Origin of the sequence: Pseudomonas sp. NPDC089752, from assembly GCF_044748725.1 — a bacterium.
In the GTDB taxonomy this organism is placed as follows: Bacteria; Pseudomonadota; Gammaproteobacteria; order Pseudomonadales; family Pseudomonadaceae; genus Aquipseudomonas.
Map to the genome: position 1 here is coordinate 57,518 of NZ_JBIVGP010000006.1, position 22,975 is coordinate 80,492.

General features: G+C 63.0%; 18 protein-coding genes and 6 tRNA genes. 20 read left to right on the forward strand and 4 right to left on the reverse strand.

Translation table 11 applies throughout. The features are described 5' to 3' along the window. The coding region (locus ACIPZF_RS11600; protein ID WP_400799029.1) for a UvrB/UvrC motif-containing protein at positions 1-194 on the forward strand (194 nt) is incomplete at its 5' end. 131 nt (positions 195-325) lie between these two features. Here the strand turns inward: ACIPZF_RS11600 and ACIPZF_RS11605 are convergent. After that, positions 326-1,816, reverse strand: a complete 1,491-nt coding sequence (locus ACIPZF_RS11605; RefSeq protein ID WP_400799701.1) for an MDR family MFS transporter — start codon at positions 1,814-1,816, stop codon at positions 326-328. 49 nt (positions 1,817-1,865) lie between these two features. Further along, positions 1,866-2,921, reverse strand: coding sequence for an HlyD family secretion protein (locus ACIPZF_RS11610; RefSeq protein WP_400799032.1), 1,056 nt, complete (start codon positions 2,919-2,921; stop codon positions 1,866-1,868). A gap of 143 nt (positions 2,922-3,064) precedes the next feature. On the opposite strand from ACIPZF_RS11610, the gene gltX reads away from it, so the two are divergent. From gltX to ACIPZF_RS11670, 12 genes are all read left to right on the forward strand, one after another. Continuing rightward, positions 3,065-4,546 carry a glutamate--tRNA ligase gene (gene gltX, locus ACIPZF_RS11615; RefSeq protein WP_400799035.1) on the forward strand — a complete coding sequence of 494 codons (1,482 nt, stop codon included), beginning with the start codon at positions 3,065-3,067 and terminating at the stop codon, positions 4,544-4,546. Between the two features lie 233 nt (positions 4,547-4,779). After that, positions 4,780-4,855: transfer RNA gene (locus ACIPZF_RS11620), tRNA-Ala, on the forward strand. 72 nt (positions 4,856-4,927) lie between these two features. Further along, positions 4,928-5,003: transfer RNA gene (locus tag ACIPZF_RS11625), tRNA-Glu, on the forward strand. Between the two features lie 53 nt (positions 5,004-5,056). After that, a tRNA-Ala gene (locus ACIPZF_RS11630) sits at positions 5,057-5,132 on the forward strand. Positions 5,133-5,174: 42 nt separating this feature from the next. Then, positions 5,175-5,250, forward strand: a tRNA-Glu gene (locus ACIPZF_RS11635). Between the two features lie 65 nt (positions 5,251-5,315). Beyond that, positions 5,316-5,391 (forward strand) — tRNA-Ala (locus tag ACIPZF_RS11640). Between the two features lie 42 nt (positions 5,392-5,433). Further along, a tRNA-Glu gene (locus ACIPZF_RS11645) sits at positions 5,434-5,509 on the forward strand. A 174-nt stretch (positions 5,510-5,683) separates the two neighbouring features. Then, positions 5,684-6,223 carry a TetR/AcrR family transcriptional regulator gene (locus ACIPZF_RS11650; protein ID WP_400799038.1) on the forward strand — a complete coding sequence of 180 codons (540 nt, stop codon included), beginning with the start codon at positions 5,684-5,686 and terminating at the stop codon, positions 6,221-6,223. A gap of 16 nt (positions 6,224-6,239) precedes the next feature. Further along, on the forward strand, positions 6,240-7,073 hold the full coding sequence (locus ACIPZF_RS11655; RefSeq protein WP_400799041.1) for an alpha/beta fold hydrolase: 834 nt from the start codon (positions 6,240-6,242) through the stop codon (positions 7,071-7,073). A gap of 43 nt (positions 7,074-7,116) precedes the next feature. After that, positions 7,117-7,551 (forward strand): acyl-CoA thioesterase, encoded by a 435-nt coding sequence (locus ACIPZF_RS11660; protein ID WP_400799044.1) that lies wholly within the window; start codon positions 7,117-7,119, stop codon positions 7,549-7,551. 51 nt (positions 7,552-7,602) lie between these two features. After that, positions 7,603-8,574 carry a tRNA dihydrouridine synthase gene (locus ACIPZF_RS11665; RefSeq protein ID WP_400799047.1) on the forward strand — a complete coding sequence of 324 codons (972 nt, stop codon included), beginning with the start codon at positions 7,603-7,605 and terminating at the stop codon, positions 8,572-8,574. A 211-nt stretch (positions 8,575-8,785) separates the two neighbouring features. After that, on the forward strand, positions 8,786-9,229 hold the full coding sequence (locus ACIPZF_RS11670) for an Hsp20 family protein (RefSeq protein ID WP_400799049.1): 444 nt from the start codon (positions 8,786-8,788) through the stop codon (positions 9,227-9,229). Between the two features lie 45 nt (positions 9,230-9,274). Here the strand turns inward: ACIPZF_RS11670 and ACIPZF_RS11675 are convergent, their stop codons facing one another. Both ACIPZF_RS11675 and ACIPZF_RS11680 read right to left on the reverse strand, forming a co-directional pair. Then, complete coding sequence (locus tag ACIPZF_RS11675; protein ID WP_400799050.1) at positions 9,275-12,571, reverse strand: PAS domain S-box protein; 3,297 nt, start codon at positions 12,569-12,571, stop codon at positions 9,275-9,277. Positions 12,572-12,632: 61 nt separating this feature from the next. Beyond that, the gene (locus ACIPZF_RS11680) at positions 12,633-13,511 is read right to left on the reverse strand and encodes a LysR family transcriptional regulator (RefSeq protein ID WP_400799053.1); all 879 of its coding nucleotides are present in this window, start codon (positions 13,509-13,511) and stop codon (positions 12,633-12,635) included. Between the two features lie 131 nt (positions 13,512-13,642). Between ACIPZF_RS11680 and leuC the strand changes: the two genes are divergently transcribed. The 7 genes from leuC to ACIPZF_RS11715 all read left to right on the forward strand — a co-directional run bounded on the left by leuC (position 13,643) and on the right by ACIPZF_RS11715 (position 22,905). After that, a complete protein-coding gene (gene leuC / locus ACIPZF_RS11685) occupies positions 13,643-15,076 on the forward strand; it encodes a 3-isopropylmalate dehydratase large subunit (RefSeq protein ID WP_400799055.1) in 1,434 nt (477 codons plus the stop codon). Further along, on the forward strand, positions 15,073-15,717 hold the full coding sequence (gene leuD / locus ACIPZF_RS11690) for a 3-isopropylmalate dehydratase small subunit (protein ID WP_400799057.1): 645 nt from the start codon (positions 15,073-15,075) through the stop codon (positions 15,715-15,717). The genes leuC and leuD overlap by 4 nt, the downstream gene beginning before the upstream one ends. 132 nt (positions 15,718-15,849) lie before the next feature. Then, positions 15,850-16,614: a class I SAM-dependent methyltransferase gene (locus tag ACIPZF_RS11695; protein WP_400799060.1), complete on the forward strand. Its 765-nt coding sequence runs from the start codon at positions 15,850-15,852 to the stop codon at positions 16,612-16,614. Positions 16,615-16,668: 54 nt separating this feature from the next. Then, positions 16,669-17,751: a 3-isopropylmalate dehydrogenase gene (gene leuB, locus ACIPZF_RS11700; protein ID WP_400799063.1), complete on the forward strand. Its 1,083-nt coding sequence runs from the start codon at positions 16,669-16,671 to the stop codon at positions 17,749-17,751. A 63-nt stretch (positions 17,752-17,814) separates the two neighbouring features. Beyond that, on the forward strand, positions 17,815-18,927 hold the full coding sequence (asd, locus tag ACIPZF_RS11705) for an aspartate-semialdehyde dehydrogenase (protein ID WP_400799066.1): 1,113 nt from the start codon (positions 17,815-17,817) through the stop codon (positions 18,925-18,927). Between the two features lie 227 nt (positions 18,928-19,154). Continuing rightward, positions 19,155-20,159, forward strand: coding sequence for an aspartate-semialdehyde dehydrogenase (locus ACIPZF_RS11710; RefSeq protein WP_400799069.1), 1,005 nt, complete (start codon positions 19,155-19,157; stop codon positions 20,157-20,159). A gap of 70 nt (positions 20,160-20,229) precedes the next feature. Then, complete coding sequence (locus ACIPZF_RS11715) at positions 20,230-22,905, forward strand: FimV/HubP family polar landmark protein (RefSeq protein ID WP_400799072.1); 2,676 nt, start codon at positions 20,230-20,232, stop codon at positions 22,903-22,905. Positions 22,906-22,975 lie beyond the last annotated feature (70 nt).

Sequence of the window (22,975 nt, forward strand, 5' to 3'; positions counted from 1 at the left end):
AGTTGATTCTTGGTTGCCTGTCCTGGCCTCTTCGCGGGCAAGCCCGCTCCCACAGGCTCACCACTATTCTCAAGGGTAGTGGAAATCCTGTGGGAGAGAAAATGATGCAGTTTGCGCGCGATCTGGAGTTTGAAGCTGCGGCGCAGTTGCGGGATGAGATCACCCAGCTTCGCGAGCGGCTGATTACCAGTTGATTCTTGGTTGCCTGTCCTGGCCTCTTCGCGGGCAAGCCCGCTCCCACAGGCTCACCACTATTCTCAAGGGTAGTGGAAATCCTGTGGGAGCGGGCTTGCCCGCGAAGAGGCCGGGACGGGCAACGCCAATATCAATGAGCCTCCCCAGCCTTGAGGCCCTCCGGCAGTTTGCGAGTCAGTAGCACCGCCACCATGCTCACCGCCAACCCGATCCCTACAAAGTGGAAGGCATCGTTGTAAGCCATGATCAGCGCCTGCTGATGTGCAATTTCACTCAACTTGCCCAGGGCCGCATTGTCATTGCCCAACCGCTCCGCCAGTTGCCCCAGCCGCTCGGCCACCTGCGGATTACTCGGCACCACCGCCTCGCGCAGGTAGTCGAAATACACCTTGGTCCGCGCATCCAGCAAGGTGGCGAGCAAGGCGATGCCAATGGCACCGCCGAGGTTTCGCAGAATATTGAACAGGCTCGACGCCGACCCGGCATCCTGCTGCTGGATATAGGCCGTGGCGATCAGCGAAATGGTCACCATGATCATCGGCTGGCCAAGGGCCCGGATAATCTGGATGTGGTTGAACTGCGGGCCGGCAAAGTCCGGGTTGAGCACGCCGGAACCGAAGCTGGCAGCGCCAAACAGGCAGAAACCGAGCGCGCACAATATTTTCGGTGGCACCACCTTCATCAACTGCGGCACCAGCGGGATGAGGAACAGCTGCGGCACACCCATCCACATGATCACCTCGCCGATCTGCAGGGCGTTGTAGCCTTGGATCTGTGCCAGATACAGCGGCAGCAGGTAGATCGACCCATACAGCCCGACACCCATACCCAGGCTGGCGATGCTCGAAAGCCCGAAGTTGCGGTTGCCAAGGATGCGCAGGTTGATCAGCGGATGCGGTTTGGAAAACTGCAGGATGACAAAGGTGATCAGGCTGACCAGGGCAATGCTGCCCAGGACAACGATCAGGTTCGATTCCAGCCAATCCTTGCGATGGCCCTCCTCAAGGAACACTTGCAGGCAACCCAGGCCTACGCCCAACGTGACAATGCCGGCGTAATCGGTGCTTTTCAGCAGCTCCCAGTGCGCTTCCTTCTTTTCAAGCCCGTACATCAGGCCGGCGATCATCACCAGGCCAGGCGGGATGTTGATGTAGAAGATGTATTCCCACCCCCAGTTCTCGGTCAGCCAGCCACCCAGGGTCGGGCCGATGGAAGGGGCGAAGGTGGCGGTCATGGCGAACATGGCCATGCCTTTGGCGCGGTGGTGTTCGGGCAGTTTTATCAAAGTCAGCGTAAAGGCCAGCGGGATCAGCGCGCCGCCGGTGAAGCCCTGCAAGGCGCGGAACAGAATCATGCTCTCCAGGTTCCAGGCCATCGAGCACAGCAGCGACGAAAACAGGAAGCCGGCCGACACCCAAACCGCCAGGCGCCTGGCGGACAATAACTGCACCAGCCAGGCGGTCAGCGGGATCATGATGATTTCCGCCACCAGGTACGAGGTGGAGATCCACGAGCCTTCTTCCAGGGTCGCCGACAGCGCGCCCTGGATGTCCTTGAGCGAAGAGTTGGTGATCTGGATGTCCAGCACGGCCATGAAGGCGCCGAGCATCACGCTCATCACCGCAATCCAGTCGCGCCGTGTCGGCTCCCCGGTTGGCCGGAGCAGCTGATCACCGGCCATCGTGGCCTGCATCCTCTGCGCGCAAATCGACGGTAGCGGTCACCGACATGCCTGGGCGAATGCGGCCATGCAACGGATTGTCGGCGGCGAAGGTCAGCTTGACCGGGATGCGCTGCACCACCTTGGTGAAATTGCCAGTGGCGTTGTCCGGTGGCAGCAGGCTGAACTGCGCGCCGGAAGCGGCGAACAGGCTGTCGACACGGCCTTCGATTGGCGTGTCGGGGTAGCTGTCGAACAACAGTTCGGCGCGCTGGCCGGGCTGCATGTGGCCAATCTGGGTTTCCTTGAAGTTGGCCTGCACCCAGATGTCCTGGTCGGGCACGATCGACAGCAGATAGGCGCCGGCCTGCACCACCTGGCCATTGCGGGCATTGCGCTGGCCGATGATGCCGCTGATTGGGGCGCGGATTTCGCAGCGGGTCAGGTTCAGCTCGGCCTGGGCCAATTCAGCGCGGGCATTGGCGATCTGCGCATCCAGGCGCTTGAGGTCGGCGCTTAGGGCATTGACCTGCTGGCGCTGGCTTTGCAAATCGGCGCGGGCCTTGTCGACCTGGGAGCCGGCGACGTGGCTTTCCGCTGAAAGGGTGGTGACCTGCTGCTCGGATACGAAACCTGGCTTGCGCAGTTTCTCCACGCGGTTCAAGTCCAGGCGCGAGCGGTCGAACGTCGCCTGGTTGGCGGCGACCTGGGCCTGGCCGGCGGCAATCAGGCTGCCTTGCTGGGTCAGCCGGCTTTCTGCCTGCACATGTTCGGCTTCGCGGGTGGCCAGGGCCGCACGCGCGCGTTCAACGGCCAGTTCGAAGTCGGCGACTTCCAGGCGCACCAGCAGGTCGCCCTTGCTCACATGCTGGTTATCCTCCACGCGCACTTCGTCGATGCGCGCGCCAAGCTGGCTGGAGATGCGCGTGATCTCGCCCTGTACGTAGGCGTTGTCGGTGCTCTCGTAGAAGCGCCCCTTGAAGAACCAGTGGGCGAGGAAGGCGAGGGCGATGATCGACACCAGGGTGAAGAAGATCAGCAGGCGGCGTTTGAGTTGAGCGGGCATGGGGACTATCGTTCCAGAAATGTAAGCAAATTTAACAGCTACACACCGCCCGTCTACAAGTGACGTTCGCGCCATTGCTGGAGCCCGGTGCCTGCTCCCTGCTAACATCCCGCCTTTGTTTCATCTTTCGTTCGAGACTCTCCATGACCACCGTACGCACGCGTATCGCGCCATCGCCCACGGGCGACCCCCATGTCGGCACCGCCTACATCGCCCTGTTCAACTACTGCTTTGCCAAGCAGCATGGCGGTGAGTTCATCCTGCGCATCGAAGACACCGACCAGCTGCGCTCGACCCGCGAGTCGGAGCAGCAGATCTTCGACGCCCTGCGCTGGCTCGGCATCGAATGGAACGAAGGCCCGGATGTCGGCGGCCCGCACGGGCCGTACCGGCAGAGCGAGCGTGGCGAGATCTACGCCCAGTACGCCAAGCAACTGGTCGATGCCGGCCACGCCTTCTACTGCTTCTGCACCGCCGAAGAGCTGGAGCAGATGCGCGCCGAGCAAATGGCTCGCGGCGAAACCCCACGCTACGACGGCCGCGCACTGCTGCTGAGCGATGAGGAAGTGCAGCGCCGCCTGGCCGCAGGCGAGCCCCACGTGATCCGCATGAAGGTGCCGAGCGAAGGCATCTGCGTGGTCCCGGACATGCTCCGTGGCGACGTCGAAATCCCGTGGGACCGCATGGACATGCAGGTGCTGATGAAGAACGACGGCCTGCCGACGTACTTCCTGGCCAACGTGGTCGATGACCACCTGATGGGCATCACCCACGTGCTGCGTGGCGAAGAGTGGCTGCCGTCGGCACCGAAACTGATCAAGCTGTACGAATACTTCGGCTGGGAGCAGCCCAAGCTGTGCTACATGCCGCTGCTGCGTAACCCGGACAAATCCAAGCTGTCCAAGCGCAAGAACCCCACCTCGGTGACCTTCTACGAGCGCATGGGCTTCATGCCCGAGGCGATGCTCAACTACCTCGGCCGCATGGGCTGGTCGATGCCGGACGAGCGCGAGAAGTTCTCCCTGGCGGAAATGGTCGAGCACTTCGACCTGTCGCGCATCTCTCTGGGTGGCCCGATCTTCGACATCGAGAAGCTGTCCTGGCTCAACGGCCAATGGCTGCGCGAGCTGCCTGTCGAAGAATTCGCCGCGCGCCTGCAGAAATGGGCGTTCAACAGCGACTACATGATGAAGATCGCCCCGCACGTGCAGGGCCGGGTCGAAACCTTCAGCCAGGTCGCGCCGCTGGGCGGGTTCTTCTTCGAAGGCGCGCTGAAGCTCGACGCCAAGCTGTTCGAAAGCAAGAAGCTGTCCGCCGATCAGGTGCGCCAGGTCATTCAGCTGATCCTGTGGAAGCTGGAAAGCCTGCGCCAGTGGGAAAAAGAGCGTATCACCGGTTGCATCCAGGCGGTGGTCGAAGCGCTGGAGCTGAAACTGCGTGATGCCATGCCGCTGATGTTCGCCGCCATCACTGGCCAGGCCAGTTCGGTATCGGTGCTCGACGCCATGGAAATTCTCGGCCCGGACCTGACCCGCTACCGCTTGCGCCAGGCGCTGGACCTGCTGGGTGGCGTGTCGAAGAAAGAAAACAAAGAGTGGGAAAAGCTGCTGGCGAACATCGCCTGACAGCTTTAGGGGTTACCGTACAGGGGCGGGCATGCCTGCTCCTGCATGGGAAAACCCGAGAATCATTGGGGCAGGGTGGTAAGTGATTGTTATCTGTGAAAAAACTTTTGAATATTTTCAAAATTTAGTTTGACAGCCCTGCAATCCGATCTTAATATGCGCCCCGTCCACAGCGATGAACGAAAACGAAGCGCCAGGCACCCAGCCGGTGATTCAGTTCAAAGCGACATTGTGGGGCTATAGCTCAGCTGGGAGAGCGCCTGCATGGCATGCAGGAGGTCAGCGGTTCGATCCCGCTTAGCTCCACCAAATTCCGCTTAACAGCCAAGGCTGGTAAGCAAGACCGGGTCCAGCAACCGGGTCTTGAAGGTAAGAAGGTTCGTCCCCTTCGTCTAGTGGCCTAGGACACCGCCCTTTCACGGCGGTAACAGGGGTTCGAGTCCCCTAGGGGACGCCAGTTTTGCACAAGCGATATTTCACTATTTCGCTGGGCCGAGAGGCTAGAAATCCGGGGCTATAGCTCAGCTGGGAGAGCGCCTGCATGGCATGCAGGAGGTCAGCGGTTCGATCCCGCTTAGCTCCACCAATTTAGCCAGGGTTCGCAATAGCGAATCTTCGCGAAGGTTACGTCCCCTTCGTCTAGTGGCCTAGGACACCGCCCTTTCACGGCGGTAACAGGGGTTCGAGTCCCCTAGGGGACGCCACTTTTACCCGCGTTTTGCGGGATTTAAAGAGGCTCGTTCACATATTGAATGAGCCTTTTGTTTTCGGGGCTATAGCTCAGCTGGGAGAGCGCCTGCATGGCATGCAGGAGGTCAGCGGTTCGATCCCGCTTAGCTCCACCAATTTAGCCAGGGTTCGCATCAGCGAATCTTCGCGAAGGTTACGTCCCCTTCGTCTAGTGGCCTAGGACACCGCCCTTTCACGGCGGTAACAGGGGTTCGAGTCCCCTAGGGGACGCCACGTTTACCCGCGTTTTGCGGGACTTTAAAGGCTCATTCGCTTATTGAATGGGCCTTTTGTTTTTTTCCCATCCCTTAAAAAATGGCCGCGCCGATGAGTGGCGGCAAATTCTGCTTGCCAAAAAATATGATGAGAATAATATTTCGATCATCATATTTTGCCCGGTGGACGTTCATGAGCGACAAGAAGACCAGAACTCGCGAGCGCATCCTTGAAGCTGCCCGCAGTGCGTTGATCCAGCATGGCCCGGCTGAACCGAGTGTCAGCCAGGTCATGGGCGCTGCAGGCCTGACGGTCGGAGGCTTCTACGCCCACTTCGAGAGCAAGGACGAACTCATGCTCGAGGCGTTCCGCCAGTTGCTCAGCGAGCGCCGGGCGCTGCTGGCGCAAGTGGATCCGAGCCTGGACGGGGCAGGGCGGCGAGCGCTGGTGAGCGCCTTCTACCTGTCGCGCAAGCACCGTGATGCCGAAGTGCATGCCTGCCCGCTGCCCAACTCGATTGGCGAGATGCAGCGCTTGCCGGAGGTGTTTCGCGAGGTGCTGGCCGAGCATATCGAGCTGATGACTGCGGCGATGGTCGATCGCCCGGAAGATGCCGACAAGGCCCTGGCCGACCTGGCCCTGATGATCGGTGGTCTGGCGCTGGCCCGTGCCCTGGGCACCGGCGAGCTGTCCGACCGTATCCTGCGCGCCGCCAAATCGGCGGTCGTTTGAAACCTGGAGCAAGGCGATGACTACCCTCAGCTGGATTCGTGGTGTCAATGGCACCCTCGGCCACCTGGCCCCCGAGCACGTCGCCGGCAAGATGCGCCGTGCGTTCATGACCCCGCGCACGCTGCCACCAAGAGAGTGGGAGCTGCCGCTGCTGGCCAGCGCAGAGCGCGTCACCCTGCGCTTTGGGCTGTCTGCCTTGCGCTGGGGTCAAGGCCCGACGGTGCTGTTGATGCACGGTTGGGAAGGGCGGCCGACCCAATTTGCCGCGTTGATCGAAACCCTGGTGAAGGCCGGGCATACCGTGGTCTCGCTGGAAGGGCCTGGCCATGGCCGTTCGCCGGGTGATCAAGCGAATGTCGTGCTGTTTGCCCGGGCGCTGCTGGAGGCAGCCGCTGAGCTGCCGCCGCTGCGTGCGGTGATCGGCCATTCCATGGGCGGTGCCAGTGTCATGCTGGCCCTGCAGATGGGGCTGCGTGCCGAAGCCGCAGTGAGCATCGCTGCACCGGCCCAGTTGCTCGGTGTGTTGCGTGGTTTCGCTCGCCACCTTGGCCTGCCGGCCCGCGCCAGGGCGGCATTCATTCGCCAGGTCGAGCGGGACGTTGGCATGCAGATCAACCGCCTGGATGTCAGTGGTTATCAGCTGGAGCTGCCAGGATTGATCGTGCATGCCGCTGACGACACGCTTGTTCCGGCCAGCGAGGCTGAGCTGATCCACAAAGCCTGGTTCGACAGCCGTCTGCTGCGCCTGGAGGCGGGCGGCCACCAGCGCGTATTGGCCGACCCACGCGTAAGCGAGGCGGTGCTCGAATTGCTCGAGCATGCCAGCGCACCCGCGCGGCAAAGCGCCTGAACATCCGATACACTCTGCCCGTTCACTGACATTGGGAGCGGGCATGAGCTGGGACCTGGCAACGCCATTCATCATCGACCTGCGCGTCGGCAGCGAGGACATCGACGGCCTCGGCCACGCCAACAACGCGGTCTACGTCACCTGGCTGGAGCGTTGCGCCTGGCGCCACTCGCAGCGCCTGGGCCTGGACCTGGCCGAATACCGGCGCCTGGACCGGGCCATGGCAGTGGTGCGCCACGAAATCGACTACCTCGCGGCTGCCTACGAGGACGACGAGCTGCAGCTGGCGACCTGGATCATCGACTGGGACCAGCGCCTGCGCATGACTCGGCGCTTCCAGCTCAAGCGCCCGCGTGACGGCGTGACCCTGCTGCGCGCGCAGACCACCTTCGCCTGCATCGAGCTCTCCAGCGGCAAACCCAAGCGCATGCCAGCGGAATTCGTCGACGGTTACGGCCCGGCGCTGATCGGTGCCTGAGCGGCCGGCATTTTTTGTTAGACTGCCGCCTTTTCTCGCCGAGACCGCAACATGCAAATTGCCCTGGCCCCGATGGAGGGGCTGGTCGACAACATCCTGCGCGACGTTCTGACGCGCGTGGGCGGCATCGATTGGTGCGTCACCGAATTCATCCGCGTCTGCGACCGCCTGCTGCCCGCTTCCTCCTTCGACAAGCTCGCGCCTGAGCTGCGTCACGGCGCGCGCACGGCTGCCGGCGTGCCCATGCGCGTGCAGTTGCTGGGCTCCGATCCGGTCTGTCTGGCCGAAAACGCGGCGTTGGCCTGTGAGCTGGGTGCGCCGGTGATCGACCTGAACTTCGGCTGCCCAGCCAAGACCGTGAATAAATCCCGGGGTGGCGCGGTGCTGCTCAAAGAGCCGGAATTGCTGCATGCCATCGTGCGCGAGGTGCGCCGCGCCGTGCCCGCGCACATCCCGGTCACCTCGAAAATGCGCCTGGGCTTCGACAGCCCAGATGGTGCCCTGGATTGCGCCACGGCCCTCGCCGAGGGTGGTTCGGCACACCTGGTGGTGCACGCCCGCACCAAGGTCGAGGGCTACAAGCCGCCGGCGCACTGGGAGTGGGTGGCGCGGGTGCAGGATGTGGTCAAGGTGCCGGTGTTCGCCAATGGCGAGATCTGGACCGTGGACGATTGGCGGCGTTGCCGCGAAGTCAGCGGCGCCGAGGACATCATGCTCGGGCGCGGCCTGGTGTCGCGGCCGGACCTGGCTTTGCAAATCGCCGCCGCGCGGGACGGGCGGGACTACCAGCCGATGAGCTGGGAGGCGCTGTTGCCGCTGCTGCGTGAATTCTGGCGCCAGGCCCAGGCCAAGCTGTCGCCGCGTTACGCGCCGGGGCGGATGAAGCAGTGGCTGGCGATGCTGACGCGCAGTTATCCGGAGGCGGTGGTGCTGTTTGCCGAGTTGCGGCGTGAGGATAGTTGCCAGCGGATCAGCCAGTTGCTTGGGGTTGAAATGCAGGCATTCGAGGAATGTGTTGCCTGAACTGGCCCCTTCGCGGGGCAAGCCCGCTCCCACAGGGTGTGTCTTCAGCCTGTGGGAGCGGGCTTGCCCCGCGAAAGGGCCATTGAAACCACTGAAAAATTTTTGCCTGTCACCCTTGAAAGCGTTTTCCTGAACCCTATTTATTCAGTACGCGATGCCGAAGTCGGGTCGCGTAATGACTTTACTTGCTGAATTTCAGGAGTTCATGACCATGACCAGCGCTTTCTCTCTCGCTCCACTGTTCCGCCATTCCGTAGGCTTCGACCGTTTCAACGACCTGTTCGAGTCTGCGGCACGTAACGAGGCGGGTAGCAGCTACCCACCCTATAACGTCGAAAAACATGGCGATGACCACTACCGCATCGTGGTTGCCGCAGCCGGGTTCCAGGAGCAGGACCTCGACCTCCAGGTCGAAAAAGGCGTCCTGACCGTAATCGGCGGCAAACGCGAAAACAGCGCCGCAGAGGTCACCTATCTGCATCAGGGCATCGCCCAGCGCGCCTTCAAGCTGTCGTTCCGCCTGGCTGACCACATTGAAGTGAAATCCGCCGGCCTGGCCAACGGCCTGCTCAGCATCGACCTGCTGCGCATCGTGCCGGAAGAAGCCAAGGCCAAGCGCATCCCGATCAATGGTGATAAGCCCGCGCTGAACTAAGTTCGGCGGGATGAACAAAAGGGCACCTTCGGGTGCCCTTTTGCGTTAGTAGTCCGCCGGTGCCTCCAGCAGCATCTGTCTGAATTCGGGCAGCGGCAGCGGCCTGCTATGCAGATAGCCCTGATACAAGTGGCACCCCAAACGCTCGAGAAACTCCAGTTGCTCGGTCAGCTCCACGCCCTCGGCGATCACCGCCAGGTCCAGGCTGCGCGCCATGGCGACGATGGCGCGGACGATCTCTGCATCATTGGGGTCCACCGGGGCGTCGCGAACGAAAGTCTGGTCGATCTTCAGCGCGTCCACCGGCAAGCGCTTGAGGTAGGTCAGCGAGGAATAGCCCGTGCCGAAGTCGTCCATGGCAAAACTCACCCCGCAGCGTTTGAGCTCGCGCATCTTGCTGATGGTGTCCTCCAGATTCTGGATGACGATGCCCTCGGTGATCTCCAGCTTGAGCATCTGCCGTGGCAGCCGGTAATCGTCCAGGCTGCGCAGTACCCGCTCGACGAAGTCGTTCTGGCGAAACTGCCGCGGGCTGATGTTGACGCACAGGCTGAAGTCATCGGCATCGATCAGTCCATCTTCGAGCATGCGCGCGCAGGCATCGCAAGCTTCGTCGAGAATCCAGCTGCCAACTTCGAGGATCAGGCCGCTTTCTTCCAGCACTTGAATGAACTGCGCCGGCGGTTGCTGGCCCAGTTGTGGGTGATGCCAACGTAAAAGCACCTCGGCGCCAACGATGCGGTTGTCGCGGGCATCCACCTGGGGTTGGAAGTGCAGCGCCAGCTCTCCGCGCGCGAGGGCCATGCGCAGGTCGTTTTCCATGCGCAGGCGCTCGCTGGCGGCCTTCTGCATGGTGGTATGGAACAACTGGGTGGTGTTGCGGCCCGAATCCTTGGCCCGATAAAGGGCGATATCGGCGCGCTTGAGCAGGTCGGCTGGAGTAGCGCCATGGTCGGGGATCAGTGCCACGCCAATGCTCGGCGTCACCTGCAGGCGCTGGCCGTCCAGCGACATCGGCTCGGCCAGCAGCTCGCGCAGGGTGTCGGCCAGGTCGCGAACCTTGCTCTCGACCGCTTCGCGGCTGCCTTCCAGGCCGCTGAGCAGCACCACGAACTCATCGCCACCCAGGCGCGCCACGGTGTCTTCCAGGCGTACGCTGGCTTCGAGCCGTGCGGTGATGATCTTCAGCACCGTGTCGCCCACCGGGTGGCCGAGCGAGTCGTTGATGTGCTTGAAATGGTCGAGGTCGAGGAACAGCAGGGCGCCGCGCAGGTTGTGCCGGCGCAGCAGGGCGATCTGCTGGCTCAGGCGGTCCATCAGCAGGGCACGGTTGGGCAGGTTGGTCAGCGGGTCGTGGTAGGCCAGATGGCGGATCTGCGCCTGGGCATTCTTCAGCTGGCTGACATCGCGGGCGGTGAGCAGCAGGCAATCGACCTCATTGAGGCTGATCGGCTCGACCGACACTTCCACAGTCAGGATGTCACCACGCTTGTTGCGCCCGAGCATCTCCCGGTGGTGCACCCGGCCGCGCTCTTTAAGCTCGGTGAGCAGAGCGTTGCGCTGTTTGTCGTCAGCCCAGATGCCCAGCTCATAGACGCTGCGGCCAATCACTTCGTCGTTGCTGTAGCCGGTCAGCCGGCAGAAGCCGTCGTTGACTTCCACGTAACGGCCGCTGCGGCGTTCAGTGATGGTGATGGCGTCGGGGCTGGAGTGAAAGGCCTTGGCGAACTTCTCTTCGCTGGACTTCAGCGCCGCCTCGGAGCGTTGCTGCTGGGTAATGTCGCGCAAGGTGGTGACGCTGCAGGGCTGGTTGTCGACGCTGATCAGCCGGCTGGCGATCACGCAGGTCAGCGCCGAGCCGTCGCGGTGATTGACCAATATTGCAACGTTGCTCAGGGCCTGCTCGCGGATCACCCGTTCGATGCGCTGGGCACGCTCGATCGACTCGGCCCACAGGCCGATCTCTTCGGCGGTGCGGCCGATGACCTGCTCGGCGCTCCAGCCGAAGGTCTGGGTGAAGGCCGGGTTGATCTCGATGAACTGGCCGGTGTCCTGGCGGGTCACGCAGATCGGGTCGGGACTGACCTGGAACAGGCTGGCGAACTTCTCCTCCGAGGCGCTCAGGCGTAGCTCGCGCTCCACCTGATCGGTGATGTCGAGCAAGGTGCCAGCCATGCGCAGCGGCTTGCCCTGGTCATCGCGATACAGGCGTGCGCGGCTCTCGATGTAGCGCGAGGCGCCGTTGTCCAGCTGCACGCGGTAGGTGATCTGGTAATTGCCCGCAGGGCCTTCGCGCAGGCTGCGGTAAGCCTGGCGCATGACATCGCGCTCCTCCTCGGGCACGCCCTCGAAAAAGGAATCGAACGATTCGTGGAAGGGCATCGGCTCCAGCCCGTGCAACTGCGCCGCGCGGGCCGAGCCGTAGAGCATGCCGCTGGGAATATGCCAATCCCAGGTGCCCAGCTGCGCCGAGTCCAGGGCCAGGTCGAGGCGTTCCTGGCTGTCCTTGAGTGCCTGTTCGGCGCGTTTGCGCGCGGAGGTGTCGACGAAGGTGCTGAGCAGGAAGGTCACGCCTTCTAGTTCGATGGCCTGGGTGCAGAGGATGCCGTCGTGAAGTTTGCCGGAACTGGCGCGGAACTGTACTTCCAGAATCGCTGGGCCGCCGCTGGCGCGCAGTGCTTCGAGCACCTGGTGGCGCTGCTCGGGGTTTACCCACAGGCCCAGCTCCAGGCTGGTCTTGCCGATCACCTGGTCGCCGGGCCAGCCGAACATGTCTTCGAAGTGCTGGTTGACCTCGAAGATCATGCCGTCGTTGCGGCGGGTCAGCAGGATCGCGTTGGGGCTCAGGTGAAACAGGGTGGCGAAGCGCTTTTCCGAGTTGATCAGCGCGGTTTCCCGTTCGCGCTGGCGGGTGATCTCGCGGATCACCCCGATCATCTGCGGCCGGCCCTGGCGGTCGTGGGTCAGGCTGCCGTTGATTTCCAGCCAGTGCAGGCTGCCATCCGGCCAGCGGATGCGATGGCGCATGGCTTTTTCGGCGGGCTCGCCGTTGACCACCGCCTGGAACAACTGACGAGTGCGGGCGCGGTCCTCTTCCGGCAGCAGGTCGAGGTAGTCGATGTCCTTGGGCATGGGGCGCTCGGGATCGAAGCCGAACAGCGCCTGGGTGCCGCGCGACCAGCTCACCCGGCCACTGTCGATGTCCCAGAGCCAGGCACCCAGGCGTGCGCCGTTGAGCGCGGCCAGCAGCTGCGGGGCGTTCTGCCAGGCCTGTTCCGACTCCTGGGGGTCGGCCGCAGGAATACGCGGCAGGCGCGGAAAGCGGTTTGCTGATTTGGGCATTTGGTACCAGACCTTTGGCGTTTACGCGTCCATGAGTTGGAAGTGCCGGGCTGACGACCGGTCAGGCGGACCCCGCGTGGCTGTCGAGCAGGGCCATGAAGGCCCGGGCGGCGTTCGACAGCGTTCGCTCGGTATGCAGTATGTAGCCTAGCTGGCGTGACAGCTGTATGCCGGGCAAGGCGATGGGTGCAACCTGATCATCCAGCATAGTCCGCGGCAGCACGCTCCAGGCCAGGCCGATCGAAACCATCATCTTGATGGTTTCCAGGTAGTTGGTGCTCATGGCGATATTCGGCGTCAGGCCCTGGCTTTCGAACAGGCGCTGCACGATATGGTGGGTAAACGTGTTGCCGCCGGGGAATACCGCCGGATGGCGGGCAACGTCGGCAAGGCTGATCTGGGTATTGCTGGCCAGTGGATGCTCGGGAGCGGCGACGAAGTCCAGGGCATCCTCCCAGACTGGGGTGGCCCTGATCAGATGATGGGGCTCGGGAGCCAGGGTAATTACTGCGATTTCTGCGCGACCATGCAGAATCTCGTCGTAGGCAGCTTCTGAATCGAGGAACTGAATATCCAACGCCACTGCTGGGTACTGGCGGGTAAACGCCCGTAACAGCGGGGGTAAGCGGTGCAGACCGATGTGGTGGCTAGTGGCAAGGGTCAGGCGACCACTCACCTCCCCAGCCAAATTGGTCAAGGCACGTCGGGTATCATCAAGGACGTTGAGAATCTGGTAGGCGCGTGGCAGCAGGGCGCGGCCGGCTTCGGTCAGGGTCACTTCACGGCCCAGGCGGTCGAACAGGCGCACATCCAGCTGTTGTTCAAGCCCGGCGATACGTTTGCTGATCGCCGGTTGGGTCAGATGCAGGCGTTCGCCGGCACCGGAAAAGCTGCCGGTTTCGGCAATGGCAATGAAAGCACTGAGGTTTGCCAGGTCCATCTCTTCGGATTCCTGATGGTTATGCAAAGCATGAAAATTATGAATTTGAGTTATTCAATCTATCGCCATAGCATCGTCCGTACAAGCCAAGGGGTCTTTGGCATAGAAAGACGCTGATGAGGAACAGTCTGATGGCTGGCAAAACGCTCTACGACAAACTCTGGGAAGCCCATGAGGTCAAGCGCCGTGATGACGGCTCGTCCTTGATCTACATCGACCGCCATATCATTCATGAAGTGACGTCGCCCCAGGCCTTCGAAGGCCTGCGCCTGGCCAACCGCAAGCCATGGCGCATCGATGCCAACATCGCCACCCCCGACCACAACGTGCCGACCACGCCGGAACGCAAGGGCGGTATCGATGCCATCGTCGACCAGGTGTCGCGCCTTCAGGTGCAGACCCTCGATGAGAACTGTGACGAATACGGCATCGTCGAATTCAAGATGAATGACGTGCGCCAGGGCATCGTCCACGTCATCAGCCCCGAGCAAGGCGCCACCTTGCCCGGCATGACCGTGGTTTGCGGCGACTCGCACACCTCCACCCACGGCGCCTTCGGTGCCCTGGCCCACGGCATCGGCACCTCCGAGGTCGAGCACGTGCTCGCCACCCAGTGCCTGGTCGCCAAGAAGATGAAGAACATGCTGGTGCGCGTCGAGGGCAAATTGCCTGCCGGCGTCACCGCCAAGGACATCGTGCTGGCCGTGATCGGCAAGATCGGCACCGCCGGTGGCAATGGTCACGCCATGGAGTTCGCGGGCAGTGCCATCCGCGAGCTGTCCATGGAAGGCCGCATGACCATCTGCAACATGTCCATCGAAGCCGGTGCCCGGGTGGGCCTGGTTGCTACCGATGCCACCACCGTTGCCTACGTCGAAGGCCGCCCTTACGCACCCAAAGGCGAGCAGTGGGAGCGTGCGGTCGAGTCGTGGAAAGACCTGGTTTCCGATGCCGATGCGGTGTTCGACACTGTGGTCGAGCTCGACGCGGCTGACATCAAGCCGCAGGTCAGCTGGGGCACTTCGCCGGAGATGGTCCTGGCCGTCGACCAGCGTGTGCCGGATCCGGCCGCCGAGGCCGACCTGGTCAAGCGTGGTTCCATCGAGCGCGCCTTGAAGTACATGGGCCTGAGCGCCAACCAGGCAATCACCGACATCCACCTGGATCGCGTGTTCATCGGCTCCTGCACCAACTCGCGGATCGAAGACCTGCGCGCTGCGGCGGAAATCGCCAAGGGTCGCAAGGTCGCTGCAACCGTGAAGCAAGCCATCGTCGTGCCGGGCTCGGGCCTTGTGAAAGCGCAGGCCGAGCGTGAAGGCCTGGACAAGATCTTCCTCGAGGCCGGTTTCGAATGGCGTGAGCCGGGCTGCTCGATGTGCCTGGCAATGAACCCGGACCGCCTGGAAAGCGGCGAGCACTGCGCGTCCACTTCCAACCGCAACTTCGAAGGCCGCCAGGGCGCCGGTGGCCGTACCCACCTGGTCAGCCCGGCCATGGCTGCCGCTGCCGCGGTGACCGGCCACTTCATCGATGTCCGCGAGTTGATCCAAGGGAGCGCAGCATGAAAGCCTTTACCCAGCACACTGGCCTTGTCGCGCCGTTGGACCGTGCCAACGTCGACACCGACCAGATCATTCCCAAGCAGTTTCTCAAGTCGATCAAGCGCACCGGCTTCGGCCCCAACCTGTTCGACGAGTGGCGTTACCTGGATGTGGGCCAGCCCTACCAGGACAACAGCAAGCGCCCTATTAACGAGGAGTTCGTGCTCAACCACGCGCGTTACCAGGGTGCCAGCGTGCTGCTGGCGCGGGAAAACTTCGGCTGTGGTTCGAGCCGTGAGCACGCCCCGTGGGCGCTGGACGAATATGGCTTCCGCAGCGTGATCGCGCCGAGCTTTGCCGACATCTTCTTCAACAACAGCTTCAAGAACGGCCTGTTGCCGATCATCCTGAGCGATGAAGAGGTCGATGAGCTGTTCAAGCAGGTCGAAGCCAACCCCGGTTATCAGCTGACCATCGACCTGCAGGCGCAGGCGGTGACCCGCCCGGACGGCAAGGTGTTGCACTTCGAGATCGATGCGTTCCGCAAGCACTGCCTGCTCAACGGCCTCGACGATATCGGCCTGACGTTGCAGGACGATGAGGCCATCAGGGCATTCGAAGGCAAGCACCGCGCGGCGCAGCCTTGGCTGTTCCGTGATGCCTGAAGTTTGTAGGTGATAGGGCCGGCCTCTTCGCGGGGCAAGCCCGCTCCCACAACGGCCTCCTTTGAGTCTGTGGGAGCGGGCTTGCCCCGCGAAGAGGCCGGCACAGGCACAAACCATCAAAAGGATTGAGACATGACCAGCACCCTCCACACCGATGTGGTTCAACGCCAGTTTGGCGAGCAGGCCAGCGCCTACCTCAGCAGCGCCGTGCACGCCCAGGGCAGCGAATTCGCCCTGCTGCAGGCCGAGCTGGCGGGGCAGGGCGCGGCGCGCGTGCTCGACCTGGGTTGCGGCGCCGGTCATGTCAGTTTCCACGTCGCGCCCCTGGTGGCGCAGGTGGTCGCCTACGACCTGTCGCAATCGATGCTCGACGTCGTCGCCAGTGCCGCCGCTGAGCGCGGCCTGGGCAACATCAGCACCGAGCGCGGCGCCGCCGAGCGCCTGCCGTTCGCCGATGCCTCGTTCGATTTCGTCTTCAGCCGCTATTCGGCGCACCACTGGAGCGACCTGGGCGTGGCCCTGCGCGAAGTGCGCCGGGTACTGAAACCGGGCGGCGTGGCGGCGTTCATCGACGTGATGTCACCGGGCAGCCCGTTGCTCGATACCTATTTGCAAACCGTCGAAGTGCTGCGCGACACCAGTCATGTGCGCGATTATTCTGCCGCCGAGTGGCAGCGCCAGGTCAGCGAGGCCGGCCTGCATACCCGCAGCCACACGCGCCAGCGCTTGCGCCTGGAGTGGAATTCGTGGGTCGAGCGCATGCGCACGCCTGAGCCGCTGCAAATAGCCATCCGCCAGTTGCAGCAAGCGATGGGTGAGGAAGTACGGCAGTATTACCAGATCGAGACCGATGGCTCGTTCAGCACCGATGTCATCGTGCTGTGGGCCGAGCGCTGAGTTTTTTTCGGGGCGGCCGAACGGGCCGCACCGCTTGAATGGATAGAGGAACGCATGAGCAAGCAGATTCTGATTCTCCCAGGTGATGGCATTGGCCCGGAAATCATGGCCGAGGCGGTCAAGGTGCTGGCACTGGCCAACGACAAGTTCCAGCTCGATCTGAGCCTTGAGCACGACGTGATTGGTGGCGCGGCCATCGACAAGCACGGTGTACCGCTGGCCGACGAGACGCTGGAGCGTGCGCGCAGGGCCGATGCCGTGCTGCTGGGCGCCGTGGGTGGCCCCAAGTGGGACAAGATCGAGCGTGACATCCGCCCGGAGCGCGGCCTGCTGAAGATCCGTTCGCAACTGGGCCTGTTCGCCAACCTGCGCCCGGCCATCCTCTACCCGCAACTGGCCGATGCCTCGTCGCTGAAGCCGGAAATCGTCTCGGGTCTGGACATTCTCATCGTCCGTGAGCTGACCGGCGGCATCTACTTCGGTGCGCCGCGCGGCCAGCGCGAGCTGGAAGGCGGCGAACGCCAGGCTTACGACACCCTGCCGTACAGCGAAAGCGAAGTGCGTCGCATCGCCCGTGTCGGCTTCGACATGGCCCGCGTGCGGGGCAAGAAGCTGTGCTCGGTGGATAAAGCCAACGTCCTGGCCTCCAGCCAGCTGTGGCGCGAAGTGGTCGAGGAAGTCGCCAAGGACTACCCGGACGTGGAGCTGAGCCACATGTACGTCGACAATGCCGCCATGCAGCTGGTGCGCGCACCCAAGCAATTCGACGTGGTGGTCACCGACAACATGTTCGGTGACATCCTGTCGGATGAAGCTTCCATGCTCACCGGTTCCATCGGCATGCTGCCTTCGGCGTCGCTGGATGCCGACAACAAGGGCATGTACGAGCCTTGCCATGGCTCGGCGCCAGACATCGCAGGCCAGGGCATCGCCAACCCGCTGGCGACCATCCTGTCGGTGTCGATGATGCTGCGTTACAGCTTCAATCAGACAACCGCCGCCGAGGCGATCGAGCAGGCGGTGAGCCTGGTGCTGGACCAGGGTCTGCGCACTGGCGACATCTTCTCGCAAGGTTGCACCAAAGTAGGCACGCAGGAAATGGGCGACGCAGTAGTCGCAGCGCTGCGGAATCTGTAATCTCTCTGGCCCGCCACCGTTTTTGGTCGGTGGCGGCCCACTTTTAGCAAAGGTGTAGTTGCGATGAAACGTGTAGGTCTGATCGGTTGGCGCGGTATGGTCGGTTCCGTGCTCATGCAGCGGATGCTGGAGGAGCAGGACTTCGACCTTATCGAGCCGGTGTTCTTCACCACCTCCAATGTCGGTGGCCAGGGCCCGAACGTGGGCAAGGATATTGCGCCGCTCAAGGACGCGTATTCCATTGAAGAACTCAAGACCCTCGACGTGATCCTGACCTGCCAGGGCGGCGACTACACCAACGAGGTCTTCCCCAAGCTGCGTGAAGCCGGCTGGCAGGGTTACTGGATCGACGCCGCCTCGTCGCTGCGCATGCAGGACGATGCCGTGATCGTGCTCGACCCGGTCAACCGCAAGGTGATCGACCAGCAGCTCGATGCCGGTACCAAGAACTACATCGGCGGCAACTGCACCGTCAGCCTGATGCTGATGGGCCTGGGCGGCCTGTTCGAAGCCGGCCTGGTCGAGTGGATGAGCGCCATGACCTACCAGGCGGCTTCCGGTGCCGGCGCGCAGAACATGCGCGAGCTGATCAAGCAGATGGGCGCGACCCACGCTGCCGTGGCCGAAGACTTGGCCAACCCGGCTGCCGCCATCCTCGACATCGACCGCAAGGTTGCCGAGGCCATGCGCAGCGAAGCCTACCCGACCGAAAACTTCGGCGTGCCGCTGGCCGGCAGCCTGATCCCGTGGATCGACAAGGAACTGCCCAACGGCCAGAGCCGCGAAGAGTGGAAGGCTCAGGCCGAAACCAACAAGATCCTCGGTCGCTTCAAGAGCCCGATCCCGGTCGATGGCATCTGCGTGCGCATTGGCGCCATGCGCTGCCACAGCCAGGCGCTGACCATCAAGCTGAACAAGGACGTACCGCTGGCCGATATCGAAGGGATGATCAGCCAGCACAACCCTTGGGTGAAGCTTGTGCCGAATCAGCGTGAGATCAGCATGCAGGAGCTGAGCCCGACCAACGTCACCGGTACCCTGAACATTCCGGTGGGTCGTCTGCGCAAGCTGAACATGGGCTCCCAGTACCTGGGCGCGTTCACCGTCGGCGACCAGCTGCTGTGGGGTGCTGCCGAACCGCTGCGGCGCATGCTGCGGATTCTGCTGGAGCGTTGATCGCCTAGCGTTGATCAAGAAACCCGCACTGGAGACAGCGCGGGTTTTTTTATGTTTGTGCCGGCCTCTTCGCGGGGCAAGCCCGCTCCCACAGGAACCGCGCAATCCTTGATGGCTGTGGAGATCCTGTGGGAGCGGGCTTGCCCCGCGAAGAGGCCAGCACAGACAAACACCTACAATCCAAGTAAAGTGCCGCCCCCGCCGTATCAGCATAAAGGAACCGCTCCATGACCCAACCCCTGGACATCGCCGTCGTAGGCGCCACCGGTAGCGTCGGTGAAACCCTCGTACAGATTCTCGAAGAACTGAGTTTCCCGGTCGGCACCCTGCATCTGTTGGCCAGCATGGAGTCGGCGGGCAGCAGCGTGATGTTCGCGGGCAAGAAGATCAAAGTGCGTGAAGTCGACAGTTTCGACTTCGCCCAGGTAAAACTGGCCTTCTTCGCTGCCAGCCCTGCCGTCAGCCGCAGTTTCGCGAGCAAGGCGCAGCAGGCCGGTTGTACCGTCATCGACCTGTCCGGCGGCCTGGATGACGCGCTTGCCGTGGTGCCGGAAGCCAATGCCGACAGCATCGCCAACCTCAAGCTGCCAGCGCGCCTGTCCAGCCCCAGCTCTGCTGCGGTGGCCCTTGCTGTCGCGCTGTCACCCCTCAAAGGCCAGCTGGACATCGATCGCGTACAGGTGATGGCTGCCCTGGCGGTCTCTGCTCAAGGCCGCGAAGCGGTCAGCGAACTGGCCCGGCAAACGGCCGAGTTGCTCAACGCCCGTCCGCTGGAACCGCGGTTCTTCGATCGCCAGGTGGCGTTCAATGTGCTTGCTCAGGTCGGCAGTGTCGACGAGCAGGGCCACACTGGCCTTGAGCAACGGCTTGTTCGTGAGCTGCGTGTGCTGCTGCAGCGGCCCGAACTGAAGATTTCCGTGAGCTGCATTCAAGTCCCGGTGTTTTTCGGCGATAGCTTCAGTGTGGCGGTGCAGAGCCGCAATTTGGTCGATCTGGGGGCGGTGAATGCCGCGCTGGAGGCCGCCACTGGCGTCGAGCTGGTCGAGCGTGATGATTATCCGACCCCGGTAGGTGACGCAGTCGGCCAAGACGTGGTCTATGTTGGTCGTGTACGTCATGGTGTCGATGAAGACCAGCAGCTCAACCTGTGGCTGACCACCGACAACCTGCGCAAGGGCGCCGCGCTCAATGCCGTGCAGGTGGCGCAATTGTTGATAAAACACATGGCGTAAAAGATACTGGCGAGCACTTTTGCCCTGCACCGTGCGCGGTATTGGGGCGATTCATACAAGGGAAGAGGTCATGCTTCGAATTCGCAAACTGGTTTTGGCTATGGCGGCAGCGTCGGCGCTGTCGTCTGGCATGGCGAATGCCCTGGGGTTGGGTGAGCTGACGCTCAAGTCTGCACAGAACCAGCCACTGGACGCCGAGATCGAATTGCTCGATGTGCGCGACCTCACCGCAGCAGAAGTGGCGCCGAGCCTGGCGCCGCCGGAAGAGTTCAGCAAGGCCGGGGTGGCGTATCCCACCTACCTCGAAGACCTCACCTTCACACCGGTGATCAACCCCAATGGCAAGAGCGTGCTGCGGGTAACCTCCAGCCAGCCGCTGCCAGGCACGGTGGTCAAGTTCCTGGTTCAGGTGATGTGGCCCCAGGGCCGTCTGCTGCGTGACTACAGTGTCCTGCTCGACCAGGCCAAGGCCCAGGGCGAGCAACCCGCCGCAGCCAATGTCACCCCGGCGACCAGCAGCGCTGGCAGCTACACCACCAAGCGTCGCGACACCTTGTGGCAGATCGCCGCGCGCAATACCCAGGGTGGTGGTTCGGTGCAGCAGACCATGATCGCCATCCAGGCGCTGAACCCGGACGCCTTCATCGGCAACAACATCAACCAGCTGAAGGTTGGCCAGGTGTTGCGCCTGCCCGATCAGCAGCAGGTGCAGAGCATTCCCCAGGGCGAAGCGAATCGCGAAGTGGCCGAGCAATACGCGGCCTGGCGTGAAGGTCGGCGCCTTGGCCCGCGTGCCCGGCAGTTGGACGCCACCCGCCGGGGTGCTGCCGATGCGGCGCCGGAGCGTATCGCCCAGGGCGACAATTTGCGTCTGGTCAGCCCCGGCAATCAGGCAGCTGCTGGCGCCAAGGCGATCAACGACAAGCTGGCAGTAGCGCAGGAAAGTCTCGATACCAGCCGTCGTGACAACGACGAACTGAAAAGCCGGATGACCGACCTGCAGAGCCAGTTGGACAAGCTGCAGAAGTTGATCCAGCTGAAGAACGACCAGCTGGCCCGTCTGGAAGCACAGGGCGCCGCTACCGATACCGCGCCTGTCGCCAGCTTGCCTGGCGAAGCGGCCCCAGCGCAGCCTGCGGACAGTGCCCAGGTACCGCCCGCCGAGCCTGTCGTGACCCCGGCGCCCGCTGCTGTCGACACTGCGCCCGATACGCCGCCGGCTGCCGAAACTGCACCGGCCGAGCAGCAGCCGGGCGCGCTGGATGAGTTGCTGGCCAATCCGGTCATGCTGGGCCTGATCGCGGGGTCGGCCTTCCTTGTGCTGGTGCTGCTGCTGTGGCTGTTGGCGCGCAAGCGCAAGGCTCAGCAAGAGGCCGAAAAACATCTGCGCATGGCGCGTGCGCTGTCCGAAGAGGGCGAGCGTAATCCTGACCTTGACCTGCCTTCGAGCAGCTTCGATGAGCTGGAGGTTTCTGCGCCGAGCGTAACCCTGTCGCCGGCCGTGGTTGCGGCGTCGGCCGCAGCGGCCGTAGCGGCAGAGAAACATGTAGCGCCAACGCCAGACGAGGAATCGACGCTTGTCGTGAACCCGAATGCCGAACTGCTGGCCGAAGTCGAGCAGAGCCTGGCCCGTGGGCGCCTGAACCATGCTGCCGACCTGCTGGAAACGGCAGTCGCGGCGCAGCCTGAGCATGACGGCCTGCGCCTGAAATTGATGGAAGTCTATGCCCGCCAGGGCGATCACAGCGCCTTCGTCGAGCAGGAGCGCAAGCTGCCTGGCAGCGAAGAGAACGTGGCGCAGGTCAGCGAGCTCAAAGAGCGCTACCCGGCCATGCTCGGCGCCGCTGCGGTGGGTCTGGGGGCTGCGGCATTGGCTGCAGAACTGGATGAGCGATATGTCCAGGACCTGCTGCAGGATCAGCCGCAAACGCCGGCGGTCGAGCCTGAGCCTGAGCCTGAAGCTGAGCCAGCGCCCGAAGCGGTTGCCGAGGTTGATCCGGAGCCGCTCGTGGCACCTGAGTCGGAGCCTGCTGCCGATGACAACGACCTTGACAGCGCCTTTGACCTTAGCCTCGATGATGATCTGCCGCTGAACGACCTCGAGCCACCGGTGCTGGATGACGCAGCCCTGGCGGAACTGCAGGAAGAGGCGGAGCCGGTGGTTCCTGCCGCCGAGCCGCAAACCGATGCCGATGACGATTTCGAAGCGTTGCTGGCGCAGGCACAGGCCGAGCCGCAAAGCGTCGACGACCTCGCCGACTTCGACCTGGATATCGGTGAACCGAGCATCCCCGAGGCAGCCGATGAAGCGCCGGTGGACGTCGCTGCGGAGCTCGCGGCATTCGATTCCATCCCGGAATTCGATCCGATTTCCGAATTGGAGCTGCCGGAAGACTTCGACCTGTCGCTGTCGCTGGATGACCAGTCGCCAGCCGCCAAGAGCTTTGCCTCGGAGCTGAGCGACGTCAACGCCGAGCTCGACAAGCTGTCGCAGAACCTCGAATCGCCCTCGCTGGAGCCGCACTTCACCCCAGCAGACGCCGCGCTGGAGCCCGAGCCGCTGGACGACCTGGACTTCGACTTCTTCTCCGGCAGCGACGAAGTGGCCACCAAACTCGACTTGGCGCGTGCCTACATCGACATGGGCGACCACCAGGGCGCCCGCGACATCCTCGACGAAGTGGTCAAGGATGGCGACGACACCCAGCGCTCCGAAGCCGAGGAGATGCTTTCGCGCCTGGTCTGATCCAGATCGGGGTAGAACCAACGGCAGCCCAACAAGGCTGCCGTTGTCGTTATACTCCCCGCCATTCCGA